The 15,589-nt window shown below is 67.9% G+C and carries 9 protein-coding genes; 7 read left to right on the top strand and 2 right to left on the bottom strand.

The features are described from left to right. Positions 1-42 precede the first annotated feature (42 nt). Together CFB45_RS27665 and CFB45_RS27660 are read left to right on the top strand one after the other, a co-directional pair. Positions 43-369 carry an antibiotic biosynthesis monooxygenase family protein gene (locus CFB45_RS27665; RefSeq protein WP_089428279.1) on the top strand — a complete coding sequence of 109 codons (327 nt, stop codon included), beginning with the start codon at positions 43-45 and terminating at the stop codon, positions 367-369. Positions 370-566: 197 nt separating this feature from the next. Next, positions 567-2,267, top strand: coding sequence for a hypothetical protein (locus tag CFB45_RS27660; RefSeq protein WP_089428278.1), 1,701 nt, complete (start codon positions 567-569; stop codon positions 2,265-2,267). A 322-nt stretch (positions 2,268-2,589) separates the two neighbouring features. On the opposite strand, the gene CFB45_RS27655 is transcribed toward CFB45_RS27660, so the two are convergent. After that, positions 2,590-3,522: a LysR family transcriptional regulator gene (locus CFB45_RS27655; RefSeq protein WP_089428277.1), complete on the bottom strand. Its 933-nt coding sequence runs from the start codon at positions 3,520-3,522 to the stop codon at positions 2,590-2,592. A 206-nt stretch (positions 3,523-3,728) separates the two neighbouring features. Here CFB45_RS27655 and CFB45_RS27645 point away from each other — a divergent pair, with 206 nt between their 5' ends. The 4 genes from CFB45_RS27645 to pdeR all read left to right on the top strand — a co-directional run bounded on the left by CFB45_RS27645 (position 3,729) and on the right by pdeR (position 12,223). Further along, positions 3,729-4,502 (top strand): putative hydro-lyase, encoded by a 774-nt coding sequence (locus CFB45_RS27645; protein ID WP_089428275.1) that lies wholly within the window; start codon positions 3,729-3,731, stop codon positions 4,500-4,502. Between the two features lie 83 nt (positions 4,503-4,585). Then, positions 4,586-5,884 carry an MFS transporter gene (locus CFB45_RS27640; protein ID WP_069250815.1) on the top strand — a complete coding sequence of 433 codons (1,299 nt, stop codon included), beginning with the start codon at positions 4,586-4,588 and terminating at the stop codon, positions 5,882-5,884. A gap of 120 nt (positions 5,885-6,004) precedes the next feature. Beyond that, on the top strand, positions 6,005-9,655 hold the full coding sequence (locus tag CFB45_RS27635) for a hydantoinase B/oxoprolinase family protein (RefSeq protein WP_089428274.1): 3,651 nt from the start codon (positions 6,005-6,007) through the stop codon (positions 9,653-9,655). A 564-nt stretch (positions 9,656-10,219) separates the two neighbouring features. Further along, positions 10,220-12,223 (top strand): cyclic di-GMP phosphodiesterase, encoded by a 2,004-nt coding sequence (gene pdeR, locus CFB45_RS27630; RefSeq protein ID WP_089428273.1) that lies wholly within the window; start codon positions 10,220-10,222, stop codon positions 12,221-12,223. Positions 12,224-12,271: 48 nt separating this feature from the next. On the opposite strand, the gene CFB45_RS27625 is transcribed toward pdeR, so the two are convergent. Then, positions 12,272-13,135: a crotonase/enoyl-CoA hydratase family protein gene (locus CFB45_RS27625; protein ID WP_069250818.1), complete on the bottom strand. Its 864-nt coding sequence runs from the start codon at positions 13,133-13,135 to the stop codon at positions 12,272-12,274. Between the two features lie 476 nt (positions 13,136-13,611). On the opposite strand from CFB45_RS27625, the gene CFB45_RS27620 reads away from it, so the two are divergent. Further along, the gene (locus CFB45_RS27620; protein ID WP_089428272.1) at positions 13,612-15,582 is read left to right on the top strand and encodes an APC family permease; all 1,971 of its coding nucleotides are present in this window, start codon (positions 13,612-13,614) and stop codon (positions 15,580-15,582) included. The last annotated feature ends 7 nt before the right edge of the window (positions 15,583-15,589 follow it).

Genomic DNA, 15,589 nt, shown 5'->3' with positions numbered 1-15,589 from the left:
CTTACAATCGGCGCTCTTTCAATCGCTTTCGATGGAGCGGGCATGTACGCGTCGACCTTCATTTTCCGTGCCGGGCAATACGACGACGAATTCCACCGGCTCGACCGGCAGATTGCCGACATGGCGCGCGCGACGCCCGGCTATCTCGGCGAGGAGACGTGGGAGAACGCCGAATCGGGGCTGATCCAGAACGTCTACTACTGGGAGTCGGAGGCGGCGCTGCGGCAGCTGATGCAGCACCCGGCGCATCTCGAGGCAAAGACGAAACAGGCGCGCTGGCTGGACGGCTATCGCGTCGTGATTTCGAAAGTGTTGCGCGAGTATGGCGACGGCAAGCTCACGCAACCGCATGCGGGCCAATCCGCCTGATTGGCTGTCTGATTCATTTCTTTCGCATTACGGATCAATAACAACGCGCCGCACTCGGCAGCCCGTGTTTTCACGCGGGTTTCCGCGGGATCGCGTGCAATCAATTCTTCATCAAGCATGGCTAAGGTGGCGGGGCTTCACGTCGTCAGTCTGTCCACCCACAACGTCCTCACTCGATGTCGTACGGAGCCTTGTCCATGCCGAATCTCGCCTTGTCCGCGAAGCGCCGCCGCGCGCTGCGCGATCGTGCCGTTCCCGTCTTCGCACTGACGCTGATTGCCGCGAGCATCGGCGCACACGCTGCTCCGCATGACAACGACGGCGACAGCCGTTTCGCGCCGGGTTTCGTGCCGGGCTTCCTGGTCGTCAGCCGCAGCGTGTACGACAACGTGTCGGCCAACGTCCAGCCCGGCGCGATCCTGCCGCCGAACTGCGCGAAGACCACCGGTGGTTGCGGCGCGGCATCCGGCGCGCCGAACGACGGCACCTATCCGACCGTGTGGAACAACGACCGCTACGACGGCAGCTTCGGCATCACGTCGCGCATCTTCCTCGACCAGATCACGCCGGCAGGCGGTGTCGTCAGCACGCTCGAAGTGCCGAACAGCCTGCAGAAAGGCTTCGCGCACGACCAGCTGGTGACGAGCTTCAGCTCGAAGTCGGAGCTCGGCCTGCACCTGTCGCTCGACGGCCGCTATCTGACGTTCATGGGCTACGTCGCGCCGGTCAATACGGTCGACGTGTCGAACTCGAACACGCTGCTCGCGGTCGATACGACCAACCCGGACGGGCAGAACTTTTATCGCGCGATCGCGCGCGTCGATCGCCACGGGCATTTCCGCTTCACCGAGACGAACGCGTACAGCGGCAACAACGGCCGCGCGGCGATCCTGAACAATCGCGACGGCCGCGAGATCTACTACACGTCGGGCAACGCCGGCAACGGCGCGAACCCGCAGCCGGACAACGTGATCCTCGGCGCGGGCGCGCAGCTCATCGACGGCGCGAAGCATCACGAAGCGCAGCAGGATCCGGGCGTGCCGACGCCGCTCGCGAGCTTCTCGGTCACGGAACTCGGCGTGAAGGCCGACAAGATCGGCAAGGACGACAACTTCCGCGGCATCGCGGTGCACGACAACGTCGTGTACTACACGAAGGGCAGCGGCGGCAACGGCGTGAACACGGTGTACTTCGTCGATACGACCGGCACCGCGTGCCCGTCGGGCGTCGGCGTGCCGTCACCGAAGGCCGTGCTGCCGACCGCGCCGCTCGCGTACAACGCCGCCACGCTGCAGACGGCTGGCCTGCCGAACACCATGTGCGTGCTGGCCGGTTTCCCGAGCACGCCGAACAAGACCGCGACGACGCTCGCCTATCCGTTCGGGATCTGGTTCGCCGACGCGAACACGCTGTATGTCGCGGACGAGGGCGACGGCTACACGGGCGGCGCGGACCTGTACACGCACGCCGCTGCGCAGAAGACGGCGGGCCTGCAGAAGTGGGTTTACGACGCGGGTACGAAGCAGTGGAAGCTCGCGTACACGCTGCAGAACGGGTTGAACCTCGGTCAGCCGTATGCCGTCGCCGGCTATCCGGCGGGCAACAATTCGGCCACGGGCCTGCCGTGGGCACCGGCGACGGCCGGCCTGCGCAACCTGACGGGCCGCGTCGAACGCGACGGCACGGTGACGATCTGGGCGATTACGTCGACCGTCAGCGGCAATGGCGACGTTGGTGCGGATCCGAACCGGCTGGTTGCAGTGCGTGACGTGTTGAAGAACACGAGCGCGGCGACGGCTGCGCATGAGCAATTCGCGGTGCTGCGGACTGCGAAGTTCGCGGAAGTGCTGCGGGGGATCGAGTTCGCGCCGGGGACGGATACGGGGCGGTCGCACTGAAGTAGGAGAGCCTCGGCTGATTGATGCCGGGTGACTCGGGCACGGCCGCGCGTTGGTGTGGCCGTGCCCTTCGACTTTGTCGTGGTACGGATTCAGCTGGCGCGTTGCGTTTCGCTGTCTTTCGGCTCAGCCCGAGCCGCACGCTGCCAGATCGGAAACATCGCATTCGTGTCTGATGCCTGTGCGTCGATGACGTTGCGGTGATCGACGCCCGGCATGCACGACGCATGGGGCGCACGCGTCGCAGGCGAGTGTGGGTGATTCGCGCGAAGTCGAATGCGTGCCGGATACCCGGCCCCGCCATTCACCGGCTTGCACCGCATCAAAGCGCCTCAACCAGCAACCGCTTGCTTTTCTCGCAATACTCATGACAAGCCGCCCGCGCGGCAATCGACGCGCCATGCACGAACCGCGGCGCATCGGCCCGCCGCGACATCGACACGACGATCGACGGCGGCGACGGCTGCAGCGGCAACTCGACGACTTCGCCGCTTTCGATCAACGCATCGACGAACAGCACCGGAATCGCCGCCACGCCAAACCCGTCGCGCACGAGCTGCACGATCACCGAGATCGACGGCGAGCCGGTGATGCGCGTGTCCGACAGCGGCACGCCGTGCGCATGCGCGAGCGTGCGGACGATGTCCTCCAGCGCGCGATGCGGCGCCGTACCGCGCCCGTAGGTGAGAATCGGCTGCCGCAGCACCTGCCTGGCGAGCCCCGTGCGCGTGTTCGGCAGCAGCCCCGCGCGCGCGATCCAGCGCACCGGGTAGTTCGCGAGCGCATCGCACACGACCGACGCCTCGTCGCTGCCTTCCACGCGGATGATCAGGTCGAGCTCGCCGGCCATCAGCCGGCGCTGCAGCACGACGCTGACGTCGACGGTCAGGTCGATCTCGAGCTGCGGATAGTCGGCCGCCAGCCGCCGCATGTAGTGCGGCAGCCAGCTGTGCACGACGGTCTCGATCACGCCGAGCCGCAGCTTGCCGCGCAGCGCGCGCTCGCCGGAGGCCGCGGCCTGCAGCTCCTGCGTCGCCTCGACCACGGCCTTCGCATAGCCGAGCAGGTATTCGCCGTTCGGCGTGAGCCGGAATTCGCGGCTGTCGCGGTCGACGAGTACCGTCTGCAGTTCGTCCTCGAGCGCTTTCAGGCGCTGCGAGATCGCGGCCGGCGTCGCGTGCAGCGCGGCGGCCGTCGTGCGGAAGTTGCGCAACTTCGCGAGCGTGACGAAGGTTTCGAGAAAACGCGTGTTCATGGCGGTCGGACGGAGGGGTGAGCGCGCACTTTGCCGGTGAGGAAAAGTGAACGGAGCCGGGGAAAACCCCAAGATCCGTTAAGAAATTCTATACACGAAGCGCAAAAAAACTCGTTGGCGACAAAATTTTTTCTTTTCTACTCTTCGCTGTATCCGATGACACGGCACCGTCATCCCGACGCCACACCGATCCGCGACAGAACCTCATGACCCCTTCCGAATTCCGCCAGTCCGTGCGCCACGGCGCGTTCCGCGGCCCGACCGCCGGCCACTGCGGCCCGTACGCGCAAGCGAACCTCGCGATCCTGCCCGACGCGTTCGCGCACGATTTCCTGCGCTTTTGCCAGGCGAACCCGAAAGCCTGCCCGCTGCTGGGCGTCGGCGAACCGGGCGCGTTCCGGGTCGACGTGCTCGGCGAGGATCTCGACATCCGCACCGACGTGCCGAGCTACAACGTCTACCGCGACGGCCGCCTGACCGAACGCGTCGAATCGCTGGAGGCACTGTGGCGCGACGATTTCGTCGTGTTCGCGATCGGCTGCTCGTTCTCGTTCGAGGACATGCTGGCGCGCGAAGGCATCGGCCTGCGCCATGTGGAGGAGGGGCGCAACGTGCCGATGTACCGCACGTCGATCCCGAATCGCCGCGCGGGGATCTTCGGCGGCCAGCTCGTCGTGTCGATGCGGCCGATGCGCGGCGCCGACGCGATTCGGGCGGTGCAGATCACCAGCCGGTTTCCGGGCGTGCACGGCGCGCCGATCCATCTCGGCGATCCGCGCGAGTTGGGCATCAGCGACCTGAACGCCCCCGAATTCGGCGACGCGGTGACGATCCGCGACGGCGAGCTGCCGGTGTTCTGGGCGTGCGGCGTGACGCCGCAAACCGCGCTGATGGACGCGAAGCTGCCGATCGCGATCGCGCATACGCCCGGCCACATGCTGATGACCGACATCACGAACGCGTCGCTGGCCGTGTTCTGAGCCAGGACGACGACAACCCGACCCGCACGGCACGCCGCACGCGCGACAATCATTCGACGGCGCATAACGACAGGAGCACCACCATGGAAAGCAAGACCCTCGCGGCGCACGCCGCGGAGCCCGCGAGCCCCGAGCGTAACGGCCTGTTCTCGTGGTACGGGGACGCGCAGCCGCGCGAGCGCCGCGCGTTCTGGAGCTGCAAGGTCGGCTACATGCTCGATGGGATGGACACGCAGATGCTGTCGTTCGTGATCCCGACGCTCGTCGCGACCTGGGGCATCTCGCTCGCCGACGCGGGCTTCATCGGCACGATCACGCTGCTCGCGTCGGCGGCCGGCGGCTGGATCGCCGGCATCCTGTCCGACCGGATCGGCCGCGTGCGCACGCTGCAGCTCACCGTGCTGTGGTTCGCCGTGTTCACCGCGCTGTGCGGGCTCGCGCAGAACTACCACCAGCTGCTCGCGGCGCGCGCGCTGATGGGCTTCGGCTTCGGCGGCGAATGGACGGCCGGCGCGGTGCTGATCGGCGAAGTGATCCGTGCGCGCGACCGCGGCAGGGCGGTCGGCCTCGTCCAGTCGGGCTGGGCGATCGGCTGGGGGCTGTGCGCGCTGCTGTATGCGCTGCTGTTCTCGGTGCTGCCGGCCGAGCAGGCGTGGCGCGCGCTGTTCCTCGTCGGCCTCGCGCCCGCGCTGCTGGTCGTCGCGATCCGTCGCTACGTGAAGGAGCCGGACGTCTACGAGAAGGAGAAGGCCGCGCAGGCGAAAGTGGCCGATGCGCCGCGCCTCACCGAGATCTTCGCGCCGAAGCTGATCACGACGACGCTGCGCGCGGCGCTGCTGACCACCGGCGCGCAGGGCGGCTACTACGCGATCACGACGTGGCTGCCGACCTTCCTGAAGACCGAGCGTCACCTCACGGTGATGGGCACCGGCGGCTATCTCGCGATGATCATCTTCGGCTCGTGGGTCGGCTACCTGACGAGCGCGTACCTGACCGACCGCCTGGGCCGCAAGCCGAACTTCATCCTGTTCGCGGTCGGCTCGATGGTGATCGCGTTCGCGTACACGTCGCTGAACCTGACCAACGCGTCGATGCTGTGGCTCGGCTTTCCGCTCGGCTTCTTCGCATCGGGCATCTTCTCGGGGATGGGCGCGTTCCTCACCGAACTGTTCCCGACCCGCGTGCGCGGTTCCGGCCAGGGCTTCTGCTACAACGTGGGCCGCGCGATCGGTGCGCTGTTCCCGTTCCTGATCGGCGCGCTGTCCAAGCAATACGGGCTCGGCACGAGCATCGGCATCTTCGCGGTCGCAGCGTACGGCGTGGTGATCGTCGCCGCGCTGACGCTGCCCGAGACTCGCGGCCGCGAACTCGACGCCGCGTAAGCGGCGGGGCAGCCCGCCCTTCATTTTTCTTCCCCTTTGACCGACCCCGTGACACGGCGCGCGACGCGCGCCGTGCGGCGGCGCTCATCCCTCGATTCCACGACGCATCGACCCGACATCATGACAGACCGACACCTTTCCTCCGTTCCGTCCGACGCCGCACGCTGGCAATTCTGGATCGACCGCGGCGGCACTTTCACCGACATCGTCGCGCGCCGGCCCGACGGCACGCTCGTCACGCACAAGCTGCTGTCGGAGAACCCCGAGCAGTACCGCGACGCGGCCGTGGCCGGCATTCGCCACCTGCTCGGCCTCGCGGCCGGCGAGCCGATCACGCCCGAGCGCGTCGACATGGTGAAGATGGGCACGACGGTCGCGACCAACGCGCTGCTCGAACGCAAGGGCGAACGCACGGCGCTCGCGACGACGCGCGGCTTTCGCGACGTGCTGCGCATCGCGTACCAGAACCGGCCGCGCCTGTTCGATCTCGACATCGTGCTGCCCGACGCGCTGTACGAGGCCGTCGTCGAGATCGACGAGCGCATCGGCGCGCACGGCGACATCGTCGTGCCGTTCGATGCGCAGGGCGCCGAAGCGTCACTGCGCCGCGTGTTCGACGCGGGCGTGCGCGCGCTCGCGATCGTGCTGATCCACGGCTATCGCTACACCGCGCACGAACGCGCGCTGGCGGACCTGGCGCGCCGCATCGGCTTCACGCAGGTGTCGGTGTCGCATGAGGTGTCGCCGCTGATGAAGATGGTGTCGCGCGGCGATACGACGGTAGTCGACGCGTACCTGTCGCCGATCCTGCGCCGCTATGTCGAGCAGGTCGCGCACGAGATGCCGGGCGTGAACCTGCAGTTCATGCAGAGCAGCGGCGGGCTGACGCGCGCCGATGCGTTCCAGGGCAAGGACGCGATCCTGTCGGGCCCGGCCGGCGGCATCGTCGGGATGGTGCGCGCCGCGCAGGCGGCCGGCTTCGAGCGCGTGATCGGCTTCGACATGGGCGGCACGTCGACCGACGTGTCGCACTATCACGGCGAGTTCGAGCGCGTGTTCGAGACGCAGGTGGCCGGCGTGCGGATGCGCGCGCCGATGATGAGTATCCATACGGTGGCCGCGGGCGGCGGCTCGGTGCTCGGCTTCGACGGCGCGCGGCTGCGCGTCGGGCCAGAGTCGGCCGGCGCGAACCCGGGGCCGGCCGCCTATCGGCGGGGCGGCCCGCTGACGGTGACCGACTGCAACGTGATGCTCGGCAAGATCCAGCCCGATCATTTCCCGCGCGTGTTCGGCCCGCACGCGGACGAACCGCTCGACCGCGACGGCGTGGTCGCGAAGTTCGCGGCGCTCGCCGACGAGATCCACGCGGCGACGGGGCGGCGCGAGACGCCCGAGGCGCTCGCCGAAGGCTTCCTGGAAATCGCGATCGGCAGCATGGCGAACGCAATCAAGAAGATTTCCGTGCAGCGCGGCCACGACGTGTCGCGCTACGTGCTGACGACGTTCGGCGGCGCGGGCGGCCAGCACGCGTGCGGCGTCGCCGACGCGCTCGGCATGACGCAGGTGTTCGCGCATCCGCTGGCGGGCGTGCTGTCCGCATACGGGATGGGCCTCGCCGACCAGACCGCGATGCGCGAGCGCGCGGTCGAGGCCGTGTTGTCCGACGATTCGCTGCCGGCGCTGAATGCCGCGCTCGACCGGCTGGCCGACGAGGCCGTCGGCGCGCTGCTCGAACAGGGCGTGCCGCCGGAGCGGATCGCGACCGAGCGGCGCGTGCACCTGCGCTACCAGGGCACCGATTCGGCGCTCGACGTGCCGGCCGGCAGCGTCGCCGAGATGCAGCACGCGTTCGAGGCCGCCTACCGGCAGCGCTACGCGTTCCTGATGCCCGGCACGCCGCTCGTCGCCGAGCTCGCGTCGGTCGAGGCGATCGGCCGCTCCGACGCGCCGGTGGAGATCGCACCGCTCGCGCCGCGCCACGCGGGCAACGGCGACGCTGCCGCGCCGCGCGCCCATTCCGCGGTGCGCTTCCATTCCGGCGGCCAATGGCACGACGCGGCGCTCTACGTGCGCGACACGCTGCTGGCCGGCGACGCGATCGACGGCCCGGCGATCGTCGCGGAGCAGAACGGCACGACCGTCGTCGAGCCCGGCTGGCGCGCGCAGATGACCGCGCAGGGCAACCTCGTGCTGACGCGCACGACGCCGCTGCCGACGCGCCGCTCGCTCGGCACCGATGTCGACCCGGTGCGGCTCGAGATCTTCAACAACCTGTTCATGTCGATCGCCGAGCAGATGGGGCTGCGGCTGCAGAACACCGCGTACTCGGTGAACATCAAGGAGCGGCTCGACTTCTCGTGCGCGATCTTCGACGGCGACGGCAACCTGATCGCGAACGCGCCGCACATGCCCGTGCACCTCGGCTCGATGGGCGAGAGCATCCGCACGGTGATCGAGCGCAACCGCGGCCGCATGCGCGACGGCGACGTGTTCATGCTGAACGACCCGTATCACGGCGGCACGCACCTGCCGGACGTGACGGTCATCACGCCGGTGTTCGCGGACGGCTCGGACGCGCCGCTGTTCTACGTCGGCTCGCGCGGCCACCACGCGGACATCGGCGGCACGACGCCGGGCTCGATGCCGCCCGATTCGACCCACATCGACGAGGAGGGCGTGCTGATCGACAACTGGCAGCTCGTGTCGGCCGGCACGCTGCGCGATGCGCAAACCCGCGCGCTGCTCGCATCGGGCCGCTACCCGGCGCGCAACGTCGAGCAGAACATGGCCGACCTGCGCGCGCAGGTCGCCGCGAACCAGAAGGGCGTCGACGAGTTGCGCCGGATGGTCGCGCAGTTCGGCCGCGACGTCGTGCTCGCGTTCATGGGGCACGTGCAGGACAACGCGGAAGAAGCCGTGCGGCGCGTGATCGGCGCGCTGCAGGACGGCGCGTACCGCTACCCGCTCGACAACGGCGCGGAGATTCGCGTCGCGATCCGCGTCGACCGGGCGGCGCGGCGCGCGGAAATCGATTTCACGGGCACGTCCGCGCAGCTCGACAACAACTTCAACGCGCCGAAGGCCGTGTGCATGGCCGCCGTGCTGTACGTGTTCCGCACGCTGGTCGGCGACGACATCCCGCTGAACGCCGGCTGCCTGAAGCCGCTCACGGTGATCGTGCCCGCCCGCTCGATGCTGAACCCCGAGTATCCGGCGGCGGTCGTGTCGGGCAACGTCGAGACGTCGTCGGCCATCACCAACGCGCTGTACGGCGCGCTCGGCTGCGTCGCGTCGAGCCAGGGAACGATGAACAACTTCACATTCGGCAACGATCGCTACCAGTACTACGAGACGATTGCGGGCGGCAGTGGCGCCGGCGACGGGTTCGCGGGCGTCGGCGCGGTGCAGACGCACATGACGAACTCGCGGCTCACCGATCCGGAGGTGCTCGAATGGCGCTACCCGGTGCGGCTCGACTCGCACCGGATCCGCGCCGGGTCGGGCGGCGGCGGGCGCTGGCGCGGCGGCGACGGCGCGGTGCGGCGGATTCGCTTCCTCGAGCCGATGACCGCGTCGATCCTGTCGAACAACCGGATCCACGCACCGTTCGGCGCGGCGGGCGGCGAGGCCGGCGCGCTCGGCCGCAACACGATCGAGCGCGCGGACGGCACGGTCGAGGCGCTCGACCATATCGGCCGCGCGCAGATGGCGCCGGGTGATGTATTCGTCGTCGAAACGCCGGGCGGCGGTGGATACGGCGCGGCGGGCTGAGCCGGGCAGCCGGTGCCGGCGTGCAGCGCCGGTGCTCGAACGGCATTGCAACGGACTGTGGAATAAAGCTGCGCATTGACGCACCAAAGGAATCAAATTCGACGGAAAGTCGGGTCGCCGGAGGGCGATCCGACCCTGTCGCCACGCGCGGGCCAAAGCATTGCCGCCGAATCCTGAAATCAGCCGAAAACGCCCGCCTGGCGGGGCGCTCGGCCCGACTCGCCGAACCCGTTGCGCACCGCCGCAACCGCGATTGAGCCGCCTGCCCATCATGAAAAATCCGGCTTGCCAATCGAGTCCCAATTCCTTGACACTCTGCTCTAAATGTGAGTGCCAATCCTGATCGTCATTTGATAAGATGGCTCTCATCATTCGTTAGGCAGCACCTGCGCGCATGACGCGCGAACGCCGGGTCGCATTAGCGGGAAACAAGTACGGGACGAGGCCCATCATCACGGCACTCACGGCCGCCTTGCCGGACGCGCATCACGCGCGCCCCGGCACGGCGGCCGGCCGGCTCGCCTCCGTCTACACTGTGCGTTTTTTCTGGATCGGGGCGTCTCCATGGATGACGAAAACGATAGCGCGGTGCTCGAGGCGCACGTCGGTACGCGCAGCCCCTGCTGGCGTCTCGGCAGTGACAGCAACGCACTCGAACTGGCGGCCGTCCGCGGCCTGACCAACGTCGCCGTCGCGCTGACGGTCGAACAGGCCGCGTGCATCCGCGCGCTGACCGGTGTCACGTCGCACCTGGTGCTCGACATCGCGCTGTTCGGCGAACCGGTCAAGCTCCATCTCGTCGGCCGGAAGGTCGACACGACCAACTGGGCCGGCACGGCGTCCGCCTATTCGGATGCCGAGTCCGTCGCGGGCGATCTCGCGCACGGGCTCGCGTTCGCCGAGCAGGTCGTGTCCGAAGTGAATTCGCTCGTGGTGATCCTCGACCGCAACGGGATGGTGCAGCGCTTCAACCGTCTGTGCGAGGAAGTGACGGGCAAGCGCGAGGTCGACGTGATCGGCCGCAGCGCGTTCGAGCTGTTCATGACCCCCGAGCAGGGCGCGCAGTCGCGCAGCAACATCACGGGATTTTTCGCGAGCAACCATTCGTTCGCGGTCGAGCGCTACATCAACACGGTCAACGGGCCGCGCCTGTTCCAGTTCCGCAACAAGTTCGTGCAGAGCGGCAGCGGCGTCGACGAGCAGTTCCTGATCTGCTCGGGCATCGACATCACCGAGGAGCGCAGCGCGCAGCAGCGGCTCATCGAGCTCGCGAACACCGACGTGCTGACCGGCCTGCCGAATCGCCATGCGATCAGCGAGCGCATCCACGCGGCGATCGCCGCCGAGACCGCCGCGACGCGCGGGCAGGTCGGCATCCTGTTCCTCGATCTCGACAACTTCAAGCGCGTCAACGATCACTACGGGCACATCACCGGCGACCGGCTGCTGCAGGACGTGTCGGCGATCATCAGCGGCTGCCTGCCGTCCGGCGCGACGCTCGCGCGGCTCGGCGGCGACGAATTCCTCGTGCTGTTCGAGCACGGCACGCGGCCGCTGCTCGAAGCGACCGCGCAGATCATTCTCGAACGGCTGCGCACGCCGATTCATCTCGGGCTGATGGAGGTCTACACGAGTTGCTCGATCGGCATCGCGATGCATCCGCAGCACGGCGATTCGCTCGAGACGCTGATCCGCAGCGCGGATACCGCGATGTACGTCGCGAAGGAAGAGGGCAAGCATACGTATCGCGTGTTCTCGCTGGAGATGAACCAGAAGGTCGCGAAGTACATGTGGCTCGACACGAACCTGCGCAAGGCGCTCGAAGAGGAGCAGTTCGTGCTGCATTACCAGCCGGTCGTCGATATCGCGACCGGCGACGTGCACGGCGTCGAGGCGCTGATCCGCTGGCAGTCGCCCGATCGCGGGCTCGTCGCGCCGGTCGAGTTCATCCGCTTCGCGGAGGAGTCGGGCCTGATCGCGCCGCTCGGGCGCTGGGTGATGCGTACCGCGGCCGCGCAGGCCGCCGCATGGAAGGCGAAGGGGCTCGGCATCCGGATCGCGGTGAACGTGTCCGCGCGGCAGCTGCAGGACATGAACATCGTGCACCAGCTGGCGTCGATCCTCGACGCCGCGGGGCTCAAGCCCGGCCTGCTCGACATCGAGCTGACCGAGAGCTGCTTCATCGAGGACGAGGATGCGGCCAACGGGCTGATGCGACAGTTCCGCCAGCTCGGCGCGGAGATCCATCTCGACGATTTCGGCACCGGCTATTCGTCGCTGTCGCAGCTGTCGCGCCTGCCGCTCGACGCGATCAAGCTCGACCGCAGCTTCATCACGGGCATCGACCGCAATCCGCGCTCGCAGGCGCTGGTGCGCTCGGTCGTGTCGCTCGCGAAGGCGCTGAATTTCGCGGTGGTCGCCGAGGGCGTTGAAACGCATGCGGAAGCCGAATTCCTCAAGCAGCTCGACGTCGATCATGCGCAAGGCTACTACTACGCCCGCCCGATGCCGGCCCAGGCGTTCGAGGCGTGGCTCGCGGAGACGAGGAAGCTCAGGCTGATCGCCTGAGCTTCGTTCACGAACGGGCGCCGCCGGCCAGCGGCGGCGCCCGCCGCATTACACCGTGCGCAGCTTCGACACGCGCCGGTTCTGCAGCATCACGAGGCGTTCCATGTACGCGAGGTCCTTCGGCTCGATCGTGAACGCCGCATGCACCCACGCTTCCGTGATGTCCATCAGCTCGGAGCGCGTCAGCTGGAACACCCGCTCGCGCGCGCGCAGCATCGCGCGCACCCCGTTCAGCTTCGGCTTGGTCACGTCGATGAAGGTGCGCGTCGCGAGATACGCGTCGCCCGCGTCGAACGTCTGGTCGACCAGCCCGCGATCCTCGTACCACTCGGAGGCGTGCGCTTCACCGGTCGAGATCAGTTCCTCCGCAATGCCCCGATCGGCCTTGCGCGCGACGAGCGAATAGCCGCCCATGCCCGGGAACAGGTTGAACGCGATCTCGGGAAACCCGAGCTTCACGCCCTTCTGCGCGAGCACGTAGTGATGCGCGAGCGCGGCCTCGAAGCCGCCGCCGAGCGCGCTGCCCTCGACCATCGCGATCGAGATCGCCCCGGTGCCGAAGCCCGTGTAGATCTCGTACACGCCGTCGATGCACGAGCGCGCATAGGCCATCAGCAGGTCGCGCTTGCCGCTGCGGATCGCGTCGACGAAAAAGCTCAGGTCGCCGCCGACGTTGAACAGCTCGGGGACGAGCGAGCCCGTCACCCAGAAGTCGAACGGCAGGCCCGAATCGCGTGCGACGCGCGCGAGATGGATGATGTCGGTAACGAGTTGCTGGTTGAAGCACGGCCGCGGCTCCGATCGCAGCATCATCCACATGACATTACGTCCCTCTTCATAAAAGGCAGTCAGTTGCGTGAGTTCGCCGGCTTCATAAAACGGGCGGCACGCGGGATGGGATTGGAGTTGCATGGTATGTCCTCGTGAGATGTGGTTTTTGAAGACCGTCGCGCCCGGTGCCGAGCGGGAGGCGAGTGTCCTGCAGGGCGCCGGGCGCGAGGCATCGCCATTGTTGCGCGCGCACAAAAGTCGAATTGCGAGGAACCACGCACGACCGGGACGCGGGTGCCGGTCGCATCGGCGCGGGTGGGGAAGGGGGCGGCGCGCACGGCCGGCCGGTATCGGGCCAAGGTGGGCGGCGCGTCGGGCGGAGCCGGCAGGCGTGTGAAGGCGGCCTGAACGCTAGCCGGGCAGGTTCGCCGTGTCGCGCGGATGCGTGGAAACGGCCGATCCGGCGCGCGGCCGCCGGCGTTGTCCGCTTACATGCTGAAAGCGGTGCCGGGCCGCCGTGCGGCCCCTATGGAAGATGCGGACTGGCGCCGCGCCCGTGCGTCGATTAGCTTTAAAGGATCACGCCGCGCGTGTCACCGGGCGTGCGGGAGGGGACCATGACCACGTTCCAGAAAGTGTGGCAGTTGCTCGTCGGAAAGCCGCTCGACCCGCTCGATCCGCGCACGCGGCATGCGATCGCCGTGACGCCGCTGCTGGCCTGGGTCGGGCTCGGCGCCGACGGCCTGTCGTCGTCGTGCTACGGCCCGGAAGAAGCGTTCCTCGCGCTGGCGCACCACACGCCGCTCGCGCTGTTCCTCGCGCTCGCGACGGCGGCGACCGTGTTCATCATCGCGCTCGGCTACAACCAGGTGATCGAGCTGTTCCCGACGGGCGGCGGCGGCTACCGCGTCGCGACGTCGCTGCTCGGCTCGAAGCCGGGGCTCGTGTCGGGCGCCGCGTTGCTGGTCGACTACGTGCTGACCGTCGCGACGTCGCTCGCGAGCGGGGTCGACGCGTTCTTCAGCCTGCTGCCGGTCAGCGCGCAGGCGTTCAAGCTCACGACCGAGATCGTGCTGATCGTGCTGATGACGGGGCTCAACTTCCGCGGGATGCGCGAATCGATCATGGTGCTGCTGCCGATCTTCATCGGCTTCGTGATCCTGCACTTCGCGCTGATCGTCTATGGGGTCGCCGTGCACGGCAGCAGCCTCGCGATGGTGGTGCCCGACGCCGTGCACGAAGCGCACGGCATGTCGCAATCGCTCGGCGTGTTCGTGATGCTCGCGCTGCTGATGCGCGCGTTCTCGCTCGGCGGCGGTACTTATACGGGCCTCGAGGCCGTGTCGAACAACGTGAATATGCTCGCCGATCCGCGCGTGCCGAACGGCAAGGTGACGATGTGGTACATGTCGACGTCGCTCGCGTTCACGGCCGGCGGCATCATCCTGCTGTACATGCTGTGGCACGCACGGCCCGTCGACGGCCAGACGCTCAACGCGGTCGTGTTCGGCAGCGTGATCGACCATCTCGGGCTCGGCTCGGCGTTCGCGCGCCACGCGTTGCTCGCGGCCGTGCTCGCGTTCGAGGCCGGGCTGCTGCTGGTCGGCGCGCAGACGGGCTTCCTCGACGGGCCGGCCGTGCTGTCGAACATGGCATCGGATTCGTGGGTGCCGCGCCATTTCCGCGACCTGTCGGGGCGCCTCGTGCGGCAGAACGGCATCATCGTCGTCGGGCTGTCGAGCCTGCTGATCCTGTTGTGGACGCACGGCAACGTCGACGTGCTCGTCGTGCTGTACAGCATCAATGTGTTCCTCACGTTCAGCCTGTCGCTGCTCGGGCTGTGCACGTACTGGTGGCGCCATCGCCGCGAGCAGGGCTGGTTCAAGCACTTCTTCCTGTCGGCACTCGGGCTGAGCGTGACGGCAACCGTGCTCGTCATCACGCTGATCGAGAAGTTCACGGCGGGCGGCTGGCTCACGGTGCTCGTGACGAGCGCGGTGATCGCGCTGTGCTTCATGATCAACCGCCACTACGCCTATACGCGTGCACAGCTCGCGAAGGAAGACGCGCTGTTCTCGGGGAAGACGCCCGAAGTCGACGAGGCCACCGCGCCGGGCAAGCCCGACCCGTCACAGCCGACGGCCGTGCTGCTGGTCGGCAAGCATCGCGGTGCGAGCATGCACGCGCTGCTGTGGGTCAACCGGCTGTTTCCCGGGCACTTCCGCAACGTGATCTTCCTCGCGGTCGGCGAAGTCGACGCGAAGGCGTACGACGGTCATGAACACCTCGAGCGGCTGCGGCACACGATCACCGAAGCGCTCGACTACTATGTCGCGCACTGCCGCCGCAACGGCATCGCGGCCGACTACCGGATCGCGTTCGGCACGAATCCCGTCGTCGAGTTCATGAACCTGGCTTCGTCGACGCTCGACGAATACCCGAACGCCGTGTGCTTCGCGAGCAAGCTGATCTTCCGGCGCGTGAATTTCCTCACGGCCTGGCTGCACAACCAGACGCCCGTCGAGCTGCAGGCGCGCCTGCACGTCGAGGGCAAGCAGATGGTGCTGTTGCCGATGAACGTCGGGTAGCGGCGGG

Source organism: Burkholderia sp. HI2500 (genome assembly GCF_002223055.1).
Taxonomy (GTDB): Bacteria; Pseudomonadota; Gammaproteobacteria; order Burkholderiales; family Burkholderiaceae; genus Burkholderia.
Note: the sequence above shows the minus strand (reverse complement) of the source record. Positions and strands in the feature narration are given on the sequence as shown.

What these genes read in the sequence shown, in the direction of transcription:
- CFB45_RS27665 (WP_089428279.1), top strand. Translation starts at nt 43, where the DNA reads ATGTACGCGTCGACCTTCATTTTCCGTGCCGGGCAATACGACGACGAA.
- CFB45_RS27660 (WP_089428278.1), top strand. Translation starts at nt 567, where the DNA reads ATGCCGAATCTCGCCTTGTCCGCGAAGCGCCGCCGCGCGCTGCGCGAT.
- CFB45_RS27655 (WP_089428277.1), bottom strand. Translation starts at nt 3,522, where the DNA reads ATGAACACGCGTTTTCTCGAAACCTTCGTCACGCTCGCGAAGTTGCGC.
- CFB45_RS27645 (WP_089428275.1), top strand. Translation starts at nt 3,729, where the DNA reads ATGACCCCTTCCGAATTCCGCCAGTCCGTGCGCCACGGCGCGTTCCGC.
- CFB45_RS27640 (WP_069250815.1), top strand. Translation starts at nt 4,586, where the DNA reads ATGGAAAGCAAGACCCTCGCGGCGCACGCCGCGGAGCCCGCGAGCCCC.
- CFB45_RS27635 (WP_089428274.1), top strand. Translation starts at nt 6,005, where the DNA reads ATGACAGACCGACACCTTTCCTCCGTTCCGTCCGACGCCGCACGCTGG.
- pdeR (WP_089428273.1), top strand. Translation starts at nt 10,220, where the DNA reads ATGGATGACGAAAACGATAGCGCGGTGCTCGAGGCGCACGTCGGTACG.
- CFB45_RS27625 (WP_069250818.1), bottom strand. Translation starts at nt 13,135, where the DNA reads ATGCAACTCCAATCCCATCCCGCGTGCCGCCCGTTTTATGAAGCCGGC.
- CFB45_RS27620 (WP_089428272.1), top strand. Translation starts at nt 13,612, where the DNA reads ATGACCACGTTCCAGAAAGTGTGGCAGTTGCTCGTCGGAAAGCCGCTC.